The organism is Sulfurospirillum multivorans DSM 12446 (assembly GCF_000568815.1).
GTDB lineage: Bacteria > Campylobacterota > Campylobacteria > Campylobacterales > Sulfurospirillaceae > Sulfurospirillum > Sulfurospirillum multivorans.
Genome location: NZ_CP007201.1, coordinates 1052678 through 1071418 on the forward strand (window position 1 = coordinate 1052678; position 18741 = coordinate 1071418).

Sequence of the window (18741 nt, forward strand, 5' to 3'; positions counted from 1 at the left end):
GTTTTATTTGTCAAGGATTGTAAGATGTTGCAAAAGATTAAAGAGCAGTTTTTTGGTTGGTTATATGTTTTTGTCTTTTTTTCTTTGTTGTTTACAGTTTTTTTTGGTCGCGATATTTATGATTATTATTTTGCACCAAACCCAGTTCAGCAATATGTTGATTCTTATGAAAAGGCTTTTGGGAAAAAAATGCAAGTTCCTGAGCTTTTAAAACAATACGTTAAAGATAAGCAATAAGCCATTAATTTGGCTTTTTGTTTTTTCTTAAAATTTACACCCACCCTCTTTAACCTCCCTATTTTTCATACTTCCCAATTTGTGTTAGTCAATTTTCCAACTTAATTCTTAACATTCTCGAAAAAAAGAGGTGTTAAAATGGGTCAAGTTAAAAACATTGGTCAAAATACAGCTGAGGAGTTTTTTGAAACAATTCTTTACATGACTGCGTATCAAGAAACGCGCACGATTATGCAAGAATATACCAAGGATATTGATAGTCCTGTTTTAAAAGAGGCTATCGAATCTGCTATGTCTGTAGCTGTTTTTGGTGCTGTTTTTTTTGCTGTACAAAAACAAGAACAAATGATTGCTTGGATTTTTGATAAAGCTGAAGTTCTTATGCTTGTTCTTATTGGTAAAGCGCGCAATTTATTATCTAAAGTTAAAAAATTTAAAGGTACTAAGCTTTATCGTTTGCTTAATTTTATGCAAGGTAATAATTCTGAAAATTTAATGACTGCTCAAATTGTTGCTACTCATCAGGGGTTTAAGTCTAATGCTCGTGTTCATTCTAAATATGCTACTAATCCTATTGGTGCATATCAAATGCAAACCGATACTAAAAATTCGTTGTATCAACGCGAAAACCTCCATATGAATTTCGGCAATGCTATGGCCTCACGCTACAATCAAACTCTCCTATTCAAACTCTTCACAAAGTCATTCACTGCTCAGGATGAACTATTGATTAAAAAAATCCTAGGCAGAGAAACGGGCGCCGCTGTATCTATCGAAGATTTAAACCAAGTCGGTGATTTCCTTTTTGTCAAAGACACCAACGGCAAAGTAACTGGGCTTTCTGAGGCGTTTTTACAGCTTGTTAATACTCTTGGTTATGTGAATAAGTAAGGATATTTCCATGAATTACGTTGAAACTATTTCACATGAGAGTGAATTTGTTGGTTTTTTTAATGGCATTCCTCTTTATGGTAATGCTAGTCAAGGTTATTATTTTCCTCTTTTTACTATTTATCCTTTTGTAGATTCTGAGCAGGGTTCACAATTTATGGTGTCTGGTATTCGTTCCGACCCTTATGATGTGGTCAAAAATTATCATGTTATTGAATTAAATGGCTACGCATGTATGTATAATTTTCGTGGAGTTCAGAGTGTTACTATTTATTCAAATGATTCAAGGGGTTTTTTTTCAAGTTTTATGAATCTTGAAGATGGTCTTTTTTATGCTGATAGAAATTCTCAAATTTTAGCGGATGATTTTTCATATCCTTTTTTAACTCTTGAAGAGGCTTGTAATTATTTTTATTATAATGCTCCTTTTGTTCAATATAATAGTATTAAACAAAAGGTTTCTCGTTCTGATATTTATTCTGTTAGTGATAGTGTTTCTGCTTACGACATTCATTACAATCATTTTTTATATGTTGGCATTCTTTGTTCGCCAATATGTTGTTACCCTAATTTCATCCCAATCGTCCAATCCCTTGGCGGTATCCCCGTGACAGATCAACTACAAAACCTAAAAATTATTTGCCAGCTTTTAGGAATTGACATAAATACAACTTTGAGTGATTGTGATGCAATGAAAGAATATTTAAAGCGTATCGTAACCGTTCTCGGAGGTACTTCCTCTATTGAACCAAACGAAAACCTAAAATCAATCTGCTATCTTCTTGGCGTTGATACGGCTGAAAATGGCTTAAGTGATTGTGCATTAAGCAAAGATTATGTGAAACGAAATGGAATAATGTTAGGAGCTGAAAATGCCTAAATATAGAGTACAACTTAAACAAGGTTCACGAACTATCGTTAACCACGTTGAGGCTAGCAGTTCATCTGCTGTCTTAGCTTTTTTTGAGTCTGTTTCCACTATGCAAGTAAGCGAAATTTTAAAAGTTGATATGAAAAATGATACCATTCCCCCTGCGGACGATTTTGGCTACTACCCCGTCTTCAAAGGCATTATGAAAACAGATACACGCCGAGCTAAACAGATCATAATTAATAATGTAAAACTCGGAAAAAATGAGCAGGAAATAGCCATAGCATGTAAAACATTTTTAGAAATTGAAGGCACAAAAGTTGACAGTCTTTACTGTGCACTTTTTAAACAAGATCGAAGTTAGCAGTTTTGAATATTCCATTTTTCCTCAAAAACCACTTTCAAAACTCCTCCCTAATCAGCGCGTTTTCGCTCTCCTCTGCGCTCTTTCCTGCACCGCAGGTATAGGCATATATATGGTAACGTGGGACTGTGTCCCATCTTACCCTATACAGAATGCCGTAGATAAAAGTGCGCTTAGCGCCCTCGCTCCCTTGTCAAGCTTCAACACCGATTCGAACGCCAAAAACCCTATAAAAACCTAAAAATTTTCGAAACTCCACCCTAAGCAGGCCGCTCTCTGTTCTTCCACCCCAACAAAGGTTAAGTAACAAAAACAGAGGAGCGTGAGCTCCCTCTCTTTCTGTACCAAATCTCCTTAAGTATAAAATTGATTTTCTGTGACTTTGCAGCAAAGAAAAGTGTGACGCAACAGGATAGAAAAAACGTGACTTATCTGTCACAAAAAAGAAGGTGAGAATGTGCAAAGCACACTCTCTTAAAACGCAGTATTCAAAGAAGTATTAATCTCATTCTCTTCTTGCTCAGAAACCAAAATCATATCATCATCAACACTCTTAAAATAACCAAACGCTGTATCAATATCATTCTCCCGTTTGATTAAAACAACACCATGCCCAACCCCATTAACTGCGATTCGATAATCCTGTTCATCTTTCATTTTGTACATGTACATCTTTTTATCCTTTTGTGTAGTTTAAAACAATTTTTGCGTTATATGTTGAGTAGTTGTAGAAATTTACTATTCTTATTGTTTCATTTACTATTGCAATATTTATGTTCGTAGCTCCGTTTTGATTTATTCCAACATAAGGTAATGGCATTATTGTTTTTTCTTTTAGTGCATAACTTCCCGATGCATTAATCCAATAATTGTAGTTTATTTCATAGTTTGGGATTGTAATGTTTTTTGTCGTCGCATTTGGCAACGCACCACAATCAACTTCAATTCCAAAAACCTCTTTACCCCCTCTTAAATATCCACACTTATATTTACTACTCGTTACGTCATAAATATTTTGTTTAGCGCTCAATAATTCGAGTGTTTCCGCTTGCGAATAAACACTAAAATCCTCCAAATTGATCGTAACGGTGCTTAACGGTTTCCATTCAATCGGTTCAACACTTTTTAACGAATAATACGAAAACGGACCATTGACCAAACAGATCAATTTTAAATCTTCCAAACTTGGAATAAACGCGTCTCTTTCCACGATCGTCTCAAACTCATAATTGTGAATTTGATGTATGTTCCCTAATCCTACGTTTTTATGTTGCATTACTTAATCCTTATCACTTGTTTATTATCAAACAATATTTCATTGCCTACATGTAATATTGTCGATGGTTCAATAACTTTCTTTTGAAAAGTCATACCGCTTATGTCCGCATTGTCAAACACATCTTTAAGCATGTTTGAATAAGTTGTCATATATTCCAAATAACCTATCACATGCTCATTCAAACATGTTAGACCGCTCTGATCTCCTAATTCCTCCATCCTCTTCCCACATTTAAAACATTTCAGTTCACTTACCTCAATAACATCATAAGCAACCTCAAAAAATGTCATAAAGTCCTCACGATCAATAATCACATTTGACCCCTTTCTCTACTTCTTTGATGTTGAAATGATATTTTGTTCATTGCAAAATTTACACCCACCCCTTCCAAATGTCCTGTTTTTGGTATTTCAAAAGTATGTTTAGTCAATTTTCAATTTCTTTTTTAAACTTCTCTTCATGTTTTGCAAAACAAAAAACACAAAAGGATTCGTGAATGATTAAACAGATTATTGGCGGTGTTACTAAAAAGACCGTCTATGCTGAGATGTCCGCAGGTGATCTCACTGCCGTTCAAGCGTTAATGGAAGGTAAGCTAGAGATTTATGATAAAAAGTTTGAGGGCGGTACGGCTTCCGTTATGCCTGCTCAAATGAACTCTATCCGTTGTTCATGCGGTAAAAAAATTAGCAAAGGTGTCTATCAAACTGCTAGTTTTAGTGTTCCTCACATTACTCAGGGTAAATCTTTTGCTGATGCAAAAGCTCTTATCATTGGTGCGTTTGACGCTGGATACGACATTGACACGAAATGTGATTACAGTAACCTTATCGGTTCAAAAAGTGAGGTAGCATAATGGCAAAGACTCTTGTATTGAATACTCTTGGTAGTACAACAAAAGGTTTTTCTCTTCCTGCTTCTGATACTGCGGCAAGTGCATTTTGTGCGGCTATGTTGGATGGTGAATACGTAGGTTATACAAAACAAAGTGAGAGCGGTTCTGATTCAGGAATTACAGCATATCATGATGTAAGTATTCAAATTGCTTCTTCAACGGGTTCAAAAACATACTTTGGCTTTTTAGCTAAAGCAGGTGTCACCGATGTTGAGATTCAAACGGCTCTCGTTGGTAAAACAATCAACGGTGTTAAGGCTGATACGGTTTTCGTTACCATGCGTGAAGTTGCGGTAGGTGTCTAATGTCAGTTTTTGAGTGGATTTCTTTAGCTCTTGCCATTTTTGGCTATGTGATCGCTTTTGGTTCTGTTATTCTCTCTCTTAGAGAACGAGTAAAACGTAATGAGGAAGATATTCGAGAATTAAAAGAAGCACAAAAAGATGCTACAGAAAAACACGAGCTTTTAGCAGTTCTGAACACTAAGCTTGACATGGTTATCAAACAACTTGACTCAAAAACAAGGTTAGAGGCTTAACCGCCTCTTCCCTCTAAAAACTTCAGAAAAATCACAATCTTTCAAAAAAACCGCTTTACCTCTTGACAAATCATCATATAATCTTTTAGTTCATTTTTGGTACTATACCTAATTACGAATAAAGAGAGGATAAAGCAGTTTTGACGCGATTTTGGCTTACATGTAACGTGGTACTACTCCTAGCAATAACACCACTGTTTAGCGAAGATTTTATCACCAAAATGGAGTATGCAAAAATGCTCTATTCCAATCCTAGAGGCATTGGCTGTAACAAGTGCCATGGCGAAAAAGGTGAGGGTTCTGTGATCGCGCAATACCAAAATAGAGGCAAAACCGTTGTCCTCGAAGCTCCCAATCTTACGACTATTTCCAAAGAGCGCTTTTTCCAAGCGCTCACAAGCCAGCACAAAGTGATGCCAACTTACTTTTTAACATGGCAAGAGATCGACAGTTTGTACTACTTCGTCTCAAGCGAAGTGAAAAAGTAGTTTGTTTAAAAACTTTCAGTAAAATTTTAAAAAATGATAAGGATTTGTGACAATGCACTATGATAAAAGCATAAAAGCCTATGAAAAAGCTCAAAATGTGATCCCTGGTGGTGTTGATTCTCCTGTACGAGCGTTTAAAAGTGTGGGTGGAACACCGTTGTTTATCAAAAAAGGTGAGGGCGCGTATCTGATCGATCTGGACAATAATCGCTATGTCGATTACGTTCAAAGCTGGGGACCATTGATTTTTGGACATGCCAATAAAACCATCGAAAAAGCGGTCATCAAAGCGGTGAAAAAAGGGCTGAGCTTTGGCGCTCCAACCAAAGCCGAAACCAAACTTGCAAGCCTGATCTGTTCGCTTTTTCCTGAGATGGACAAAGTGCGTTTTGTGAGCAGTGGAACTGAAGCGGTGATGAGTGCGATTCGTCTTGCACGAGGCTTTACATGTAAAGATGACATTATCAAGTTTGAGGGCTGTTACCACGGACACAGCGACTCACTTTTAGTTCAAGCAGGAAGTGGTGCCGTGACCTTTGGATGTCCTAGTTCTCCAGGTGTGCCTGCGGATCTTACAAAGCATACGTTACTCGCAAAATACAACGACATCAAAAGTGTCAAAGAGTGTTTCAAAAACTCTAAAAATATCGCGTGTATCATCATCGAGCCAATTGCAGGCAATATGGGTTTTGTCCCCTCCGATCCAAAATTTTTGCAAGAACTCAGAACGCTGTGTGACAAACATGGAGCTTTGCTTATTTTTGATGAGGTCATGAGTGGATTTAGAGCGAGCCTCAAAGGGGCGCAAGGCATTTATGAAACCGTGCCAGATCTCGTCACGTTTGGAAAAGTCATCGGTGGCGGTATGCCTGTGGGTGCCTTTGGTGGACGTGCTGAAATCATGGATAAACTCTCCCCTGATGGTCCAGTATACCAAGCAGGAACGCTCAGTGGCAATCCTGTGGCGATGGCGGCGGGGCTTGCTTCTTTGGAGCAAATATTCAAAGATGAAACCTTACATGTAAGATTGGAAAAGAAAGCAAAAAGGCTTGTCGAAGGGCTCAAAGATGCAGCAGAAGTATCTGGGATTACGCTTCAAGTGAATGCCATTGGCTCAATGTTTGGCTTCTTCTTTAACGATAAACCTGTGAAAAATTTTGACGATGCGCTGAAAAGCAATACGCAGTGTTTTGCCGCCTTTCATCAAGGCATGCTGAGAGAGGGTTTTTACTTTGCCTGCTCGCAGTTTGAAACAGGCTTTATTTCCGATGCGATGAGCGATGCGATGATCGAAGAGACCATTGAAGCGGCAATTAAAGTATTTGAAGAGATTGCATGAGCGAAAAAGAAAAACCAAAATACGGAAAACTGATCGAAGGGGCGGAGCAGCTCTCTTTGGGCATTTCCATTGTGGTCGCCGTTCTCATCGGTATAGGCGTGGGAATGCTCATGAGCAATTGGTTCAACACACCGTGGCTTTTATGGGTCGGCGTTTCATGGGGTGTTGGTGGCGCGATCCTCAATGTCTATAAAGCGTATAAAAAAAATGTGGCGTCACTGGATGAACTCAAAGATGATGTGCGCTATAAAAAATACCAACAACCTAAAGACGATGATGAAGATGACGACGACAAGTAGGCTTGTGCGCTTTTACCTTTTCGGCGATGTTTTGGTCGTTCTTCTCTCCTTATTTCAAGGCGGCGATTGGCTTTTAAACACGCAAATGGCGTTTGTATGCTCACTACTGATCACATTGGCATCGTTTCGTTCGTACCATACGTTTGTAGAGCGCCGTGTCGATGCAGGACTGATCCCTGATGATAAATTTGACAGGTACTATGAAGACGATAAAGAAGACGATGATGATGAGCAAGAGAGTGTTGCACCAAGCGTCGCTAAAGTAGGCTTTAAACAGAGTTTTCAAAATCTCGCTTTAAGCTATAAAAGTGCCCTTTCGCTGTATCGTATCCTCTCGTATGGCGTGCTGTTTTTAGCGGTACTTTTTTTAATTCGCCACGATACGTTGGACGCAGTGGCATTTTTTGTGGGCTTAAGTGTGGTTCCACTCTCAAGCTTTTTATCTGTTTTGTTTGTAAAAAAGGGTTTTGAATGAAACGAATGAGTAATGAAGAGGCGTTGCGCCTGATTCGAGAAGTAGATCTTAATACATTGGGGCAAATGGCGTTGAAGCGAAAAATGGAGCTTCATCCTGAAAATCTCACCACTTTTGTGGTCGATCGCAACATCAACTACACCAATGTCTGTTGGGTTGATTGTAAATTTTGCGCGTTTTACCGCCATCATAAAGAAGATGAAGCCTATGTGCTCTCTTATGAGGAGATCGGTCAAAAGATCGAAGAGTTGATAGAGATTGGTGGAACGCAGATTCTTTTCCAAGGAGGCGTTCATCCCAAGCTTAAAATCGAGTGGTATGAAGAGTTGGTTGAGTGGATTAGTACCAATTATCCTAGCATTACGATTCATGGATTTTCGGCTATTGAGATTGATTACATCGCTAAAATCTCGAAAATCAGCTACCAAGAGGTGTTGTTACGCCTTCAGAAAAAAGGACTGTATAGCATTCCTGGCGCTGGGGCTGAGATACTGAGTGACCGCGTTCGTGACATTATCGCTCCTAAAAAATTAGGCAGCGAAGAGTGGCTTGGAGTGCACAGAGCCGCGCATAAAATCGGCATGCGCTCCACTGCTACAATGATGTTTGGAACCTTGGAAAGCGATGAAGAGATCATTGAGCATTGGGAAAAAATCAGAGAGCTTCAAGATGAAACGGGTGGTTTTAGAGCGTTCATCATGTGGAGTTTTCAAAGCGATCATACGAAGCTCAAAGAAGAACATCCTGAGATCAAAAAACAGTCCTCAAACCGTTACCTTAGGCTTCTAGCCGTGAGTCGTTTGTACCTCGATAATTTTAAAAATATCCAAAGTTCGTGGGTCACACAAGGCAGTTACATCGGTCAGCTTGCCCTCATGTTTGGCGCGAACGATCTAGGAAGTACGATGATGGAAGAAAATGTGGTCAAAGCTGCAGGGGCGGCGAACCGTATGAATCAAACGGAGATGATCAAACTCATCAAAGACATCGGCTCCATCCCCGCCAAACGCGATACGTCGTACACGGTTTTGGAGCAGTTCGCATGAAAAAAGTGTTGTTAGTTACGATAATGATTTTGTTACAAGGAGTATTAGTGGCGCAAGAAGTCAGTCAAATCAATGTAAATGGTGTAGAAATTCCTGTGGTCTTTGAAAAAGATGCCTCACTGCCAATCACTTCGGTACAGCTTGTGGTCAAAAATGCAGGTAGCATGGAAGATGGTGCTAATGAGGGCATCGCGAAGTTCTTAGCGGGCATGTTAGGCGAGGGAACCAAAGAGATGGGAGCAACGGTATTTGCAGAAGAGCTTGAATTTCGAGCGATTTCATTGGGCGCTCACACGGGCATTGAAACGCTTGTGTTTGAAGTCTCAGCCCTTAAAGAGCAGTTTCCCTATGCGCTTGGTATGCTTCAAAAACTCCTTAAAAGTCCCAATTTCAGCAAAGGAAGCTTCGATAAAATCAAGCTTTTAACGTTAGGAATGCTCTCCAACAAAGAGAGCGATTTTGATTACATTGCCAACCTTAATCTTCAAAAACTCATTTTTGAAAACACGCCGTTTGCGCATGCGTACAGTGGCGACGTGAAAAGCATCAAAGCGCTTAAACTCAAAGATGTTGAGAATTTTTATAAAGAGCGTATTAATTTAGAGAGCCTCATTATTGTCGCAGGTGGCGACATTGAACTGGATGAACTTAAAAAATTGCTTTTGCCTGTCCTTTCGGAGATTAAGCATGGGAAACATCGTGATATGGCGTACTTTGATGCGAATAAAAACGCGAAAGAGCTTGTCGTTCACAAAGAGAGTGAGCAGGCGTATATCTATTTTGGCGCACCTTTCTACATGAAAAGTGGCGATCCTGAGGCGTACAAAGCGAAAGTGGCGAGCTTCATTTTAGGCGAGAGTGGTTTTGGAAGTCGTTTAATGGAAGAGGTGCGTGTAAAGCGAGGACTGGCGTATTCCAGTTACAGTAGAAGCAGCATCGGCAAATCCAGCAGTAGTTTTACAGGGCATCTTCAAACGAAAAATGAGAACTTGGAAGAGGCTAAAAAAGTGGTCGCCGCTGAGATCAAGCGTTTTGTGGACGAGGGTGTAACTGAGGATGAATTGGCACAAGCCAAACGCTTTTTACTAGGAAGTGAGCCGCTTCGCAATGAAACCCTTTCGCAACGCCTTTCGCGTGCCTTTTTTGAGTACTACAGTGGGTTTGAGTTGGGACACTCTAAAAAACAGTTAGAGAAAATTGAGGCGTTGAGCCTTGAAGATCTCAACAGTTTCATTAAAAAACACGATGAGATCACAGCCCTTAGTTTTTCGGTAGTCACGAAACGTGAAAAACCTTGATCTTGACCCGATCGACAAAGAACGCTTTAAAAAAATAGGGGTAGGAACGCTTTTAGATTTAGCGCTCCTCCTGCCGCATTCGTATGAAAACACCACACTCTCGCCATCACCGCTTTTGGAGCAGATCAACACCTTACATGTAAAGGTTATTTCACTTAAACAAAGCCCCAAAGTCTTTCAGATCGTCTTTGATGTGGAGGCGTGGAATGCGCATCTTGATGGGGTTATTTTTGCCGCAAAACCGTACCATAAAGCACTTTTTAAAGTGGGAAATGAATTTTACATCCACGGAAAAGTCAGTTACAACAATGGGCGTTTACAGATGGTGCAACCCAAAATCGTCACAGCGATCAACACGCTCATTCCCAAATACAAAACACCTCTGCAAAATAAAACTGTCATAGAGTTGATAACACGCTTTCTTACCCTTGAAGCACTCTTAAACGAAGGCTTACATGTAAGCGAAGCTCAGACACTTTTAAGTTTGCATCGACCGAACGCCAAAGAGGCAAGTGCGTTCAGCAGTTTTGGCTACTCGGAATCCATCCTAAATGTGCTTAAATTTGTCGAGATTCATAACTATCTGAAAAAACTCTCGGGCAAAAAAGTGACGTTTCCCTCCTGTGCCAAACTGGATGGTAATGAAGCACCTTTTATCGCTTCGCTTCCCTTTACATTGACCGCCGATCAGCAAAAAGTCATTGGTGAAATCAAGCGTGATTTTTTAAGTGACAATGCCGCAAAGCGCGTCATTATGGGCGATGTAGGCTGTGGAAAAACGATGATCATCTTAGCTTCGGTGATGATGTGTTACCCTAAAAAAGCTATTTTGATGGCGCCCACAACCGTACTTGCCAATCAACTTTTTGAAGAAGCGGTGAAGTTTTTACCGTTACATGTAAAGACGCTTTTGATCACCCAAGAGGCAGATAGCAAAGAGAATTTGGCTGATTTTGACTTCATCATCGGCACGCATGCTTTGCTGTATCGTGAACTTCCAACCTGTGCGCTTGTTATGGTGGATGAACAGCACCGTTTTGGCACGAAACAACGCGCACTGCTCTCAGCTCTGGTGTCAAAACAGGCGTGGCATCCGCACTATTTGCAGTTTTCTGCCACGCCGATTCCAAGAACTTTGAGTATGATTCAGTCTTCGTTGGTTGATTTCTCGTTCATTAAAATGCTCCCTTTTCCCAAAGATATCACCACCAAAGTGATCGCCAAAAAAGATTTTAAAGCGTTGGTGGAGCATTTGCGTTCTGAAATCGCACAGAAGCATCAGTGCATCATCGTTTATCCACTCGTCGAAGAGAGTGAGATGGTCAATTATCAGTCCATCGATGAAGGACGTGGGTTTTGGGAGAAAAATTTTGAGGGTGTTTTTGTCACGTATGGCAAAGATAAAAACAAAGAAGAGATCCTCAAAACCTTCAAAGAAGAGGGAAATCTGCTCATTTCGACCACGGTTGTTGAAGTGGGCATCTCGCTTCCCAATCTCTCGACGATCGTCATCGTAGGCGCAGAACGTCTTGGGCTTGCGAGTTTGCATCAACTTCGTGGACGCGTCAGCCGCAATGGTTTAAAAGGCTACTGTTTCCTCTACACGAATCTTGCTAAAAGTGAAAGGCTGGAGAAGTTTTCTCAAACACTTGATGGCTTTGAGATCGCAGAGTTAGACTTGGCATACCGTCAAGGTGGCGATGTCGTGGAAGGGAGTATTCAAAGTGGCAAGAAACTGATTTGGTTTGATATAGGGAGCGATGAGGAAATTTTAAAAGAAGCAAAAGCTAGAATGGAACTCTAGGCAAGAAGGCTTTGCCCTCTTGCGATTTTAAAAGGTATTAATAAAGACCGAATCTTCCGTCGGTTTTTTTATACATCACGCGGAATTTATCTTCCATATCATGGAAAACGATAAACTGTTTATCAGAAGCTTTAAGCTCATTCATCGCATCTTCGACTTCGACAGGTTTGTAGCTGTCAAGGCGAATTGGCACGATCTCATCGTCGCTTCCTTCACTGTTTTCTTCGGCAACAACGAGTTCTTCAGCTTTGTAATTGGTAATTTTATCATGGTGACGACGTAAGACTTTTTTTGCTCTCTCAACGGCGAGATCAACCGCGGCATAGACATCTTTGTCTTTTTGTTGAATAACAACCGTGTTTTTATGCGCCATGTTAATCGCAAACTCGACATTAAAGCCTTTTTTGCCGTTTTTTTCATCGGCTGAAATCACAGTACGCACAGAGATAATGTCCAAATTGTATTTGCCAAGAGCATCAACAGCTCCATCAACATAAGCCTTAATTGGCTCCGTCAAATCAAATTGTTTACCTACGATACTGGTGTTCATCTTGTCTCCTTTTCCTTCCCTCTTTCAAGGGTTTGTAGAGTCAGTATAACAAATAAAACCTTAAATGAAAAGGAGAATTTTGGGCTGATTTTACGGCTTTTGGATGGTACGGCGATGAAGGCGAATGGGCTCTGTGGAGATGTTATTGCCAGGGGTTGTTTCGACAATCGTGTCGATGATAACGGTGACATTGGAGTCATTGGTATCTACCGTATTGCTGAGTATATTGCACCCTACAGGCAGACCATTTCCCATATAATTGATTGTGATGTTAATATCAAAGATTGCAGCTGCGTTCGTTTGTGGGTATTGTGAATTAATAGCATTAAGACAGCCATTAACCGCAATATTATGCCCACTAATCGCAAGAAGGGCAAACTCCGTGCCACTTTGCAGTAGAAGTTCCGCTTGTTCTCTTAGAAAGAGATCAGTCGTTTGTTTGGTTGAAAACGTTGAAAAAGAGAGTGAAAGTGCCGCTATGGAAGCAACAAGTACCATAAACACAATCGCAGTGATCAGTGAAAATCCTTTACGCATTAGTATATCACCTTCTCTTTGCAAGCACTAAAGTCGAAGTTGCCACTTTGGTTATTGTCATGAATGCAAAGCTTGATACGCACCACATCACCATCTTGACGGATACGAAACGTGCTGACGTGCTCAGCCAAAATGCGTTCTGCCGCGACAACGGCAGCGTCATCATATGCCTCACCTGCCCACGGTTGATAGTTATAACGTAGTGTAAGATTGAAGTCATTTGCTCCTCCTATAGGTACAAGAGCATAGGCAGTATGTACAAGATAATATTGCTCATACAAATCGCCATTTGCATTTCCATTCAAATTAGCCAATCCGCCAGGAAGACTAAACGTTGTAGGATTGGCAGCACAATTATTTGCAATACATGTAACATTATTCTCGTAGGTTGGAGTAGGTGGATAATAATTTGCAAACGTACCCGGCTTTGTACCTTTAAAAATTATGGCAGGACGATTTGTCCCAGCTACATCCATTGTGACAGTATTATTAGTGAGCGCATTGATTGTATTGTTAGCGAAATCAAGTCTGCTACCAGGTGTTTCTAGTGTAAGAGTTGCTAATGCAGTATTTGCATGTTCCATATCAATCAATCCACTCCATCCTGGAACGACTGAAGCACCGTCCCATTCACCCAAAAAACTCTCATTGCTGATACCGATCCATTCGATGATACCAAAACCCACTATAGCACTAGGAAGCGCAGACCATGTAGTGCCATTATCATCGCTTGCTCTAACACTGTCTTTGATGCGAAATTGCAACCGTTTTGCGATTTGCTCTAACGTAATCTCGGTTTGACTTTGAAGTTGGTTGATAGCGCGTGTTCGTAAGTAATTTTCATAAAGCTTCGTAACAATCTCAGCGCCAATACTAGCCACAATACCCAATACCACAATGACCATCACCAACTCTATCATCGTAAAAGCAGTGCGTTTTTTCATCGGTAAGGCCTTGAAGGAAGAAGTGTCGATTCACCGATGTTACATGTAAAGGCACGCAACGTAATGTTTTGCTCTCCTCCTGAAACCGTGACAGAAATAACTTTAATATTGGTTGGCGTTGCAGGTGCATTATCAGGATTAAATGTAAAGTCATTCAGTGGTGTATTGCTGTAGGTTGCGTTATCTTCTGCATAATTAACGCTTGTTGTCAGGTTTAAAGTGAAAACATAATCCAATGCTCCAGCATTTTCTCCTGCATTAACAATCAATGGTACAGTTACGTCTGCGCCGATAGCAGAAGCGAATATAATTGCATCAGGAAATTTGCGTCTACTTTCAGCTTGGACATGTCCAAGTCGCATGTTTGTTGCTCCTACACGTCGAAGCAAAAAATTGCCATTTATGGCATCTAATACATAAGAGCGCTGAGTAGCAGCGTTGAAGCTATTTGCATCCCATTCATACGTAAGCATGTCTCCTATTTTGGCTTTTGCGGCTAAAATGGCTTCTTGTTGCATCGCAAAGGCATTGTTACTTTGTACTTGCGTTAAGATCAATGGTAAACTCATCACGGCAATTCCCATAATAACTATGGCAAAAACAAGCTCTATCATAGACATAGCAGAACGCGTCATTACCATTCCATCCTTCTATTTGTTCGAATGGAAGTATTTACATCAACCGTTCTTCCAAGGTTCCCTTGTCCTGCCCAATTTCCTGCACGTATAAATTCTACAGTAAAGTCATTAGTCGTAGCCCCTGCATTGTACTGATTATAAAGTAGCCATGATGAAGGTGTCATTTGAATACGATCAGTATAGGGTACTACAGCATTTCCAAGAGTATTGTTCTCAATCCCATTGGCGATAAATCCTGATGTTGTTGTATTAAGGTCATTGATCAGTGTTGTGCCTATTGAAGAAAATGTTGTGACATTTCCATCAGTTATTACGTGGAAGGTATTTTGATACCAATTAAGTGATGTTGGGCTTTGCATTCCTGTAATATTCATATCTGTTCGATTACAATCTTTACAATAAACCTCATAACGTATAGTTGTATTAATAGGGCTTGTACCACGATAATCCGTTGAATAGACTCGACCATAGTAAAAAGTAGCATTTTGATCTGTTGTGCGATTGAAATCAGAACCAGTTGTATTTTGATCATCAATAATTGCTGTAATATTAAAATCACTTTTTGCAATTTTAAATGGATCATACGCTTGTGTACTGTTACGATCAAAATTAAACAACATTTTTAAATTTTGTGCAACGCCATTTGTAAAATTACCTTCGGTTGAGCTAAAATTGCCTTCACCTGCTACGAGATTATTTACTAATATGGATGTTGTGTCATTTTCGTCTTTAAAATAATGAATAAGATTTCTGGTCGTATTATTGAATAAATTAAAATTTCTTACACTAATAGTATAATTAACATCTTCTGCATAACATCCTGCTGTATAGAATGTTGCTGTTGCATTATCATCCAAGATAGCTGTGGTAGTCAAGCGAAGTATTGCGCTCATATTCCCATCATTAGAGAGATATGTAAAATTACCATCGTTAAAATTTTGGAGGGCCAATTCATTATTGAACTGTTTTGGTACAAAAGTAAAGGTTTTACTACCAGATATTGTACAACCGATTTGTCCGTTATTGGCGGCACTAGACGAACTGTTCTCAATACAATCACTATATCCTTTGCTATTATAAGCACTTTGATCAATCTTTGTCCATAGTTTATCATCAATGCTAATAAGAACCTTTCCCACATTATTAAATGTATAGCGTGTAGTTTTATTACTGCCTTCTGTAAATGTAACAGCAGGCGTAGCTATAGTTCTATCTGTATTTAATCCAATACATGTTGCAGGGAAAAATAATGGAGCAAGCCCTTCACTGACATTTTGATCAATAGTCTGTGGAATTGTTTGATTGTATCCTGAAATATTGGTATCGTGTTGATAAAGCGTCGCATTCAAATCAAATAGATATTGTTTTCCTCCAATTAATTTAGTTTCATTTAAATCAATACTATATCTTTCCGGTCTAATTGAAAAATTATCGCGTGAGCAGACATAACTTATTGTTCCATTATTGTCATAGGTAATTTTAAAGCTGATATCTTTATATGCTTTAGTGTAATCGTCAAGTGTTACTGTTTTCGAGTTTTCATTCGCAAAAGAGATTGTTTTAGCGTCAGTTAATGATGTTGCCGCATTACACTTAGCTTGTTTTTGATCATCTGTCTCAGATGCTAAATAATTTGGTGTCGTAACTAAACTAAGATTAACATCTCCAGTATAGCTTTTAAGTGTTATATAATCTGAATCGAGTGCTAAAACTTTGACATTAAAAGCTTTGCCTGCAATTTGTGTATACAACGCATTTAGGCTACTAGTAGTATCTTTTGGGTCAGTTGTGCCTGTGAAATTTTGATTAACAACATTAAAAACACCTAATGGGGCACTTACAGCAATTGAAGCATTAAAATCTTTACAAACACCAATATTTACTGGTGATTCATCTCCTATGCGAAGTCCCATACTAGAGTTTTCATAAGAGACTTTATAGATATTCGCGATAGTAATATCGCCTGATGTTTGTATTTTTTCTTTAAATGAAATATAGGCTTTATTTGCAGCATCATTGGTGACATTCGGTGTTAAATCACCACCATTTGTAGCATTTGCGCCTGTTCTAATGTGCCATACTGAGCTATTTGTATCAGAGATAAATGTCGCTATATCACTATCACTTGCATCTGTTTTGCTACTATATGCACTCTCTCCAACATTTTGTATTTTTGTGCTTTCTGATTGGTATGCAAGGTTGGTATCATCATGTTCCATGGTGATTTCAACCTTTTCTGCTGTTTCTAAGTTGCCATCACTGGCATCTTTTTTCATATTAGCGATCCATGTTTTAATGGTAATAATATCACCAACATTTGCGCTTGTTAGGGTTGTATTTCCATCTTCTGTATAATAAGCTTCGACATAGCAAACACGTGGTTCATAAAGCTCTGTTGTAAAAGCAACCATACTTGGGAAATAAGTATCGGAACTATTATCGGTATATCTTTCAGTATGCAATCTTATTGTTGCACTCGTTTCACTGTTACCAATAATTTGGGCATGAGATGTATTACCATCAATACCAACATCATAATTGTGTATGTCAATTCCTTGGAAATTGACAGGATTTGGATTAGGTGTAAAGCCATTTACCGTAGAGTTAAAAGCATTGTCATTATCTACATCTGGAATTTGGATATTGTTAAGGAATATAGAATCTCCAACAATATTCTTATCACCTTCTCCTATAAATACTGAAAGAGCTGAGTTAACATTACCGCTTGTTGGTGTTAAAAACCCATCAACAGTAATATCTACATTTTGGTACCCAGTATCGTTAGAAACACGTTTATATCCATCAAATACTGAAATATTTTTAAGAGACTCTGAGTCATCTTGGTAAATAACAACCAAGGACCAAGCAGCAAAATACCCAAGTGTTCCATCATCATCTCCTTCCCGTGCCTTGATATTAGCACCTGTAAAGTATCCATTTATTTGGCTACCTGTCATACCTTTTAGTGTAGGGACTTCACTAAATGTTGAGTACGTATAATGGTTATCTGTATACTCATAAACATCGATAACATTAGGTGTCGTAGCAATAGAGGTACCGCTTGGTGTTATCAGATAAACAGGCGTTCCCATAAGCGCAGAAGTAGTATCATTATAATTTCTACCCATATATCCTTGGGTGTATAGTCCAGCCCAAAGAACTTTTGCTGTAGATGGAACACTAGATATTTGAGCTTGAGAAGAATTGTTATATGTATGAACTGTACTACTCGTATCAATAAAGCTAAGACTTACTTGGTTATTTGCAGAGTTTGTGTCCACACATTGTCCATTTTGCTTATAGCATAACACAGTATTTCCTATAACTTTGATGTTTCCTTTAATGTTTTGTGTACTAATTGGATTACGAATCAAAAAATCTCGACCACCTGAATGAACAGCCCCTCCATCATCATTGAGTAGAGTAATTGTTGCACGATTATCTTTAATTGTTGCTCCACCTGTAGCATTCGATAGTGTGATATAAAAATATTCATCGTTTTCATTTGTCGTATCACCATTGATTTTCACAGGAATATTTTGTATGGTTGTACTTCCTGAAAATGTTAGTGTTCCTGAAGTTGCATTGTAATCGCTGCCTGTAGTGGCAGTTCCATTGGATGTAGCATAGTTAACAGTAACAGTATTGCCATCAGTATCAGAGAGAGTTACTGGAATGTTTTTGGTATATATGCCAGCATTTCCTTCGTTTAAAGTTGTATCAGCAATCGAAAATGAAGGTGTAATTATATCTGGGGTGAATGTGACGGAAAGAGTATAATCAGGAGAAAAACCCAAATTTGAAAAGACACCAATATTAAAATTAGTAGTTGCACTGTCTAAGTGAATTGTATAGGTTGTTCGTGATGTACTATTTCTCGTTGGGCATGAATTGTTTGCTGTGGTAAAAAAAGCATTTGAACCGCTTATCGTAATGGTCAATGTTCCTGCTTTTGGTGTAGTAAGCAAAAAAAAGTCATTATCTTCCGTATATACCCATTCCCCCCACCATCCCCATCCATTCCAATATCTTGTATACGTAGCATTTCCTAGCTTATTGATAGTAGATGTCGATGTTAAAAATCCAAATGTACTTGCAGTTGTTGGATTACTACAATTACCTGGATAATCAGGTGATTCAGCAAAAAGTAATGTATGTATACAAATAAAAAATAAAAAAGTTTTCATCACATTGAAGATAAGACTGTTTTTTTTCATACATTACCTCTAATATATCTTTACATGTAAA

22 protein-coding genes are annotated in these 18741 nt (G+C 39.0%); 14 read left to right on the forward strand and 8 right to left on the reverse strand.

Annotated elements, in window-relative coordinates:
- Nucleotides 1-24 precede the first annotated feature (24 nt).
- The 4 genes from SMUL_RS05345 (at nt 25) to SMUL_RS05360 (ending at nt 2363) form a co-directional block, all read left to right on the forward strand.
- Nucleotides 25-237: a hypothetical protein gene (locus SMUL_RS05345; protein WP_025344229.1), complete on the forward strand. Its 213-nt coding sequence runs from the start codon at nt 25-27 to the stop codon at nt 235-237.
- A 138-nt stretch (nt 238-375) separates the two neighbouring features.
- Entirely contained in the window at nt 376-1128 is a 753-nt protein-coding gene (locus SMUL_RS05350) for a hypothetical protein (protein ID WP_025344230.1), read from the forward strand.
- Nucleotides 1129-1138: 10 nt separating this feature from the next.
- A complete protein-coding gene (locus tag SMUL_RS05355; protein WP_025344231.1) occupies nt 1139-2008 on the forward strand; it encodes a hypothetical protein in 870 nt (289 codons plus the stop codon).
- Nucleotides 2001-2363, forward strand: a complete 363-nt coding sequence (locus SMUL_RS05360) for a hypothetical protein (RefSeq protein ID WP_025344232.1) — start codon at nt 2001-2003, stop codon at nt 2361-2363. Before SMUL_RS05355 ends, SMUL_RS05360 begins: the two co-directional genes overlap by 8 nt.
- A 474-nt stretch (nt 2364-2837) precedes the next feature.
- On the opposite strand, the gene SMUL_RS05365 is transcribed toward SMUL_RS05360, so the two are convergent.
- From SMUL_RS05365 to SMUL_RS05375, 3 genes are read right to left on the reverse strand one after another with little or no spacing between them, the layout of a single operon-like run.
- A complete protein-coding gene (locus SMUL_RS05365) occupies nt 2838-3035 on the reverse strand; it encodes a hypothetical protein (RefSeq protein WP_025344233.1) in 198 nt (65 codons plus the stop codon).
- Nucleotides 3036-3039: 4 nt separating this feature from the next.
- Nucleotides 3040-3639 carry a hypothetical protein gene (locus SMUL_RS05370; RefSeq protein WP_025344234.1) on the reverse strand — a complete coding sequence of 200 codons (600 nt, stop codon included), beginning with the start codon at nt 3637-3639 and terminating at the stop codon, nt 3040-3042.
- On the reverse strand, nt 3639-3956 hold the full coding sequence (locus SMUL_RS05375; protein ID WP_025344235.1) for a hypothetical protein: 318 nt from the start codon (nt 3954-3956) through the stop codon (nt 3639-3641). Before SMUL_RS05375 ends, SMUL_RS05370 begins: the two co-directional genes overlap by 1 nt.
- 182 nt (nt 3957-4138) lie before the next feature.
- On the opposite strand from SMUL_RS05375, the gene SMUL_RS05380 reads away from it, so the two are divergent.
- The 10 genes from SMUL_RS05380 to recG all read left to right on the forward strand — a co-directional run bounded on the left by SMUL_RS05380 (nt 4139) and on the right by recG (nt 11824).
- On the forward strand, nt 4139-4498 hold the full coding sequence (locus SMUL_RS05380; RefSeq protein ID WP_025344236.1) for a hypothetical protein: 360 nt from the start codon (nt 4139-4141) through the stop codon (nt 4496-4498).
- The gene (locus SMUL_RS05385) at nt 4498-4842 is read left to right on the forward strand and encodes a hypothetical protein (protein ID WP_025344237.1); all 345 of its coding nucleotides are present in this window, start codon (nt 4498-4500) and stop codon (nt 4840-4842) included. Before SMUL_RS05380 ends, SMUL_RS05385 begins: the two co-directional genes overlap by 1 nt.
- Nucleotides 4842-5075 carry a hypothetical protein gene (locus SMUL_RS05390; protein WP_025343461.1) on the forward strand — a complete coding sequence of 78 codons (234 nt, stop codon included), beginning with the start codon at nt 4842-4844 and terminating at the stop codon, nt 5073-5075. Before SMUL_RS05385 ends, SMUL_RS05390 begins: the two co-directional genes overlap by 1 nt.
- Before the next feature lie 140 nt (nt 5076-5215).
- Nucleotides 5216-5563, forward strand: a complete 348-nt coding sequence (locus SMUL_RS05395) for a c-type cytochrome (protein WP_025344238.1) — start codon at nt 5216-5218, stop codon at nt 5561-5563.
- Nucleotides 5564-5615: 52 nt separating this feature from the next.
- The gene (gene hemL / locus SMUL_RS05400; protein WP_025344239.1) at nt 5616-6902 is read left to right on the forward strand and encodes a glutamate-1-semialdehyde 2,1-aminomutase; all 1287 of its coding nucleotides are present in this window, start codon (nt 5616-5618) and stop codon (nt 6900-6902) included.
- Nucleotides 6899-7201: an AtpZ/AtpI family protein gene (locus tag SMUL_RS05405; RefSeq protein ID WP_025344240.1), complete on the forward strand. Its 303-nt coding sequence runs from the start codon at nt 6899-6901 to the stop codon at nt 7199-7201. The genes hemL and SMUL_RS05405 overlap by 4 nt, the downstream gene beginning before the upstream one ends.
- The gene (locus tag SMUL_RS05410) at nt 7185-7676 is read left to right on the forward strand and encodes a hypothetical protein (RefSeq protein ID WP_223809778.1); all 492 of its coding nucleotides are present in this window, start codon (nt 7185-7187) and stop codon (nt 7674-7676) included. The genes SMUL_RS05405 and SMUL_RS05410 overlap by 17 nt, the downstream gene beginning before the upstream one ends.
- Complete coding sequence (locus SMUL_RS05415) at nt 7673-8722, forward strand: dehypoxanthine futalosine cyclase (protein ID WP_025344242.1); 1050 nt, start codon at nt 7673-7675, stop codon at nt 8720-8722. Before SMUL_RS05410 ends, SMUL_RS05415 begins: the two co-directional genes overlap by 4 nt.
- Nucleotides 8723-8769: 47 nt before the next feature.
- Nucleotides 8770-10020, forward strand: a complete 1251-nt coding sequence (locus SMUL_RS05420; protein ID WP_223809779.1) for a M16 family metallopeptidase — start codon at nt 8770-8772, stop codon at nt 10018-10020.
- Nucleotides 10007-11824, forward strand: coding sequence for an ATP-dependent DNA helicase RecG (recG, locus tag SMUL_RS05425; RefSeq protein WP_025344244.1), 1818 nt, complete (start codon nt 10007-10009; stop codon nt 11822-11824). The genes SMUL_RS05420 and recG overlap by 14 nt, the downstream gene beginning before the upstream one ends.
- Before the next feature lie 37 nt (nt 11825-11861).
- Here recG and hpf read toward each other — a convergent pair whose 3' ends face one another.
- The 5 genes from hpf to SMUL_RS05450 all read right to left on the reverse strand — a co-directional run bounded on the left by hpf (nt 11862) and on the right by SMUL_RS05450 (nt 18710).
- Nucleotides 11862-12374, reverse strand: coding sequence for a ribosome hibernation-promoting factor, HPF/YfiA family (gene hpf / locus SMUL_RS05430; RefSeq protein ID WP_025344245.1), 513 nt, complete (start codon nt 12372-12374; stop codon nt 11862-11864).
- Between the two features lie 90 nt (nt 12375-12464).
- Entirely contained in the window at nt 12465-12911 is a 447-nt protein-coding gene (locus SMUL_RS05435; protein WP_025344246.1) for a hypothetical protein, read from the reverse strand.
- On the reverse strand, nt 12911-13855 hold the full coding sequence (locus tag SMUL_RS05440) for a type II secretion system protein (RefSeq protein WP_025344247.1): 945 nt from the start codon (nt 13853-13855) through the stop codon (nt 12911-12913). The genes SMUL_RS05435 and SMUL_RS05440 overlap by 1 nt, the downstream gene beginning before the upstream one ends.
- Nucleotides 13852-14490 (reverse strand): type IV pilus modification PilV family protein, encoded by a 639-nt coding sequence (locus tag SMUL_RS05445; protein ID WP_025344248.1) that lies wholly within the window; start codon nt 14488-14490, stop codon nt 13852-13854. Before SMUL_RS05445 ends, SMUL_RS05440 begins: the two co-directional genes overlap by 4 nt.
- Complete coding sequence (locus SMUL_RS05450; RefSeq protein ID WP_025344249.1) at nt 14490-18710, reverse strand: Calx-beta domain-containing protein; 4221 nt, start codon at nt 18708-18710, stop codon at nt 14490-14492. Before SMUL_RS05450 ends, SMUL_RS05445 begins: the two co-directional genes overlap by 1 nt.
- Between the last annotated feature and the right edge of the window lie 31 nt (nt 18711-18741).

Coding starts and splice junctions, on each gene's coding strand:
- SMUL_RS05355 (WP_025344231.1), top strand. CDS start 1,139: ATGAATTACGTTGAAACTATTTCACATGAGAGTGAATTTGTTGGTTTT.
- SMUL_RS05445 (WP_025344248.1), bottom strand. CDS start 14,490: ATGACGCGTTCTGCTATGTCTATGATAGAGCTTGTTTTTGCCATAGTT.
- SMUL_RS05385 (WP_025344237.1), top strand. CDS start 4,498: ATGGCAAAGACTCTTGTATTGAATACTCTTGGTAGTACAACAAAAGGT.
- SMUL_RS05390 (WP_025343461.1), top strand. CDS start 4,842: ATGTCAGTTTTTGAGTGGATTTCTTTAGCTCTTGCCATTTTTGGCTAT.
- SMUL_RS05435 (WP_025344246.1), bottom strand. CDS start 12,911: ATGCGTAAAGGATTTTCACTGATCACTGCGATTGTGTTTATGGTACTT.
- SMUL_RS05360 (WP_025344232.1), top strand. CDS start 2,001: ATGCCTAAATATAGAGTACAACTTAAACAAGGTTCACGAACTATCGTT.
- SMUL_RS05345 (WP_025344229.1), top strand. CDS start 25: ATGTTGCAAAAGATTAAAGAGCAGTTTTTTGGTTGGTTATATGTTTTT.
- hemL (WP_025344239.1), top strand. CDS start 5,616: ATGCACTATGATAAAAGCATAAAAGCCTATGAAAAAGCTCAAAATGTG.
- SMUL_RS05380 (WP_025344236.1), top strand. CDS start 4,139: ATGATTAAACAGATTATTGGCGGTGTTACTAAAAAGACCGTCTATGCT.
- SMUL_RS05350 (WP_025344230.1), top strand. CDS start 376: ATGGGTCAAGTTAAAAACATTGGTCAAAATACAGCTGAGGAGTTTTTT.
- SMUL_RS05450 (WP_025344249.1), bottom strand. CDS start 18,710: ATGAAAAAAAACAGTCTTATCTTCAATGTGATGAAAACTTTTTTATTT.
- SMUL_RS05415 (WP_025344242.1), top strand. CDS start 7,673: ATGAAACGAATGAGTAATGAAGAGGCGTTGCGCCTGATTCGAGAAGTA.
- SMUL_RS05405 (WP_025344240.1), top strand. CDS start 6,899: ATGAGCGAAAAAGAAAAACCAAAATACGGAAAACTGATCGAAGGGGCG.
- SMUL_RS05410 (WP_223809778.1), top strand. CDS start 7,185: ATGACGACGACAAGTAGGCTTGTGCGCTTTTACCTTTTCGGCGATGTT.
- hpf (WP_025344245.1), bottom strand. CDS start 12,374: ATGAACACCAGTATCGTAGGTAAACAATTTGATTTGACGGAGCCAATT.
- SMUL_RS05365 (WP_025344233.1), bottom strand. CDS start 3,035: ATGTACATGTACAAAATGAAAGATGAACAGGATTATCGAATCGCAGTT.
- SMUL_RS05370 (WP_025344234.1), bottom strand. CDS start 3,639: ATGCAACATAAAAACGTAGGATTAGGGAACATACATCAAATTCACAAT.
- SMUL_RS05440 (WP_025344247.1), bottom strand. CDS start 13,855: ATGAAAAAACGCACTGCTTTTACGATGATAGAGTTGGTGATGGTCATT.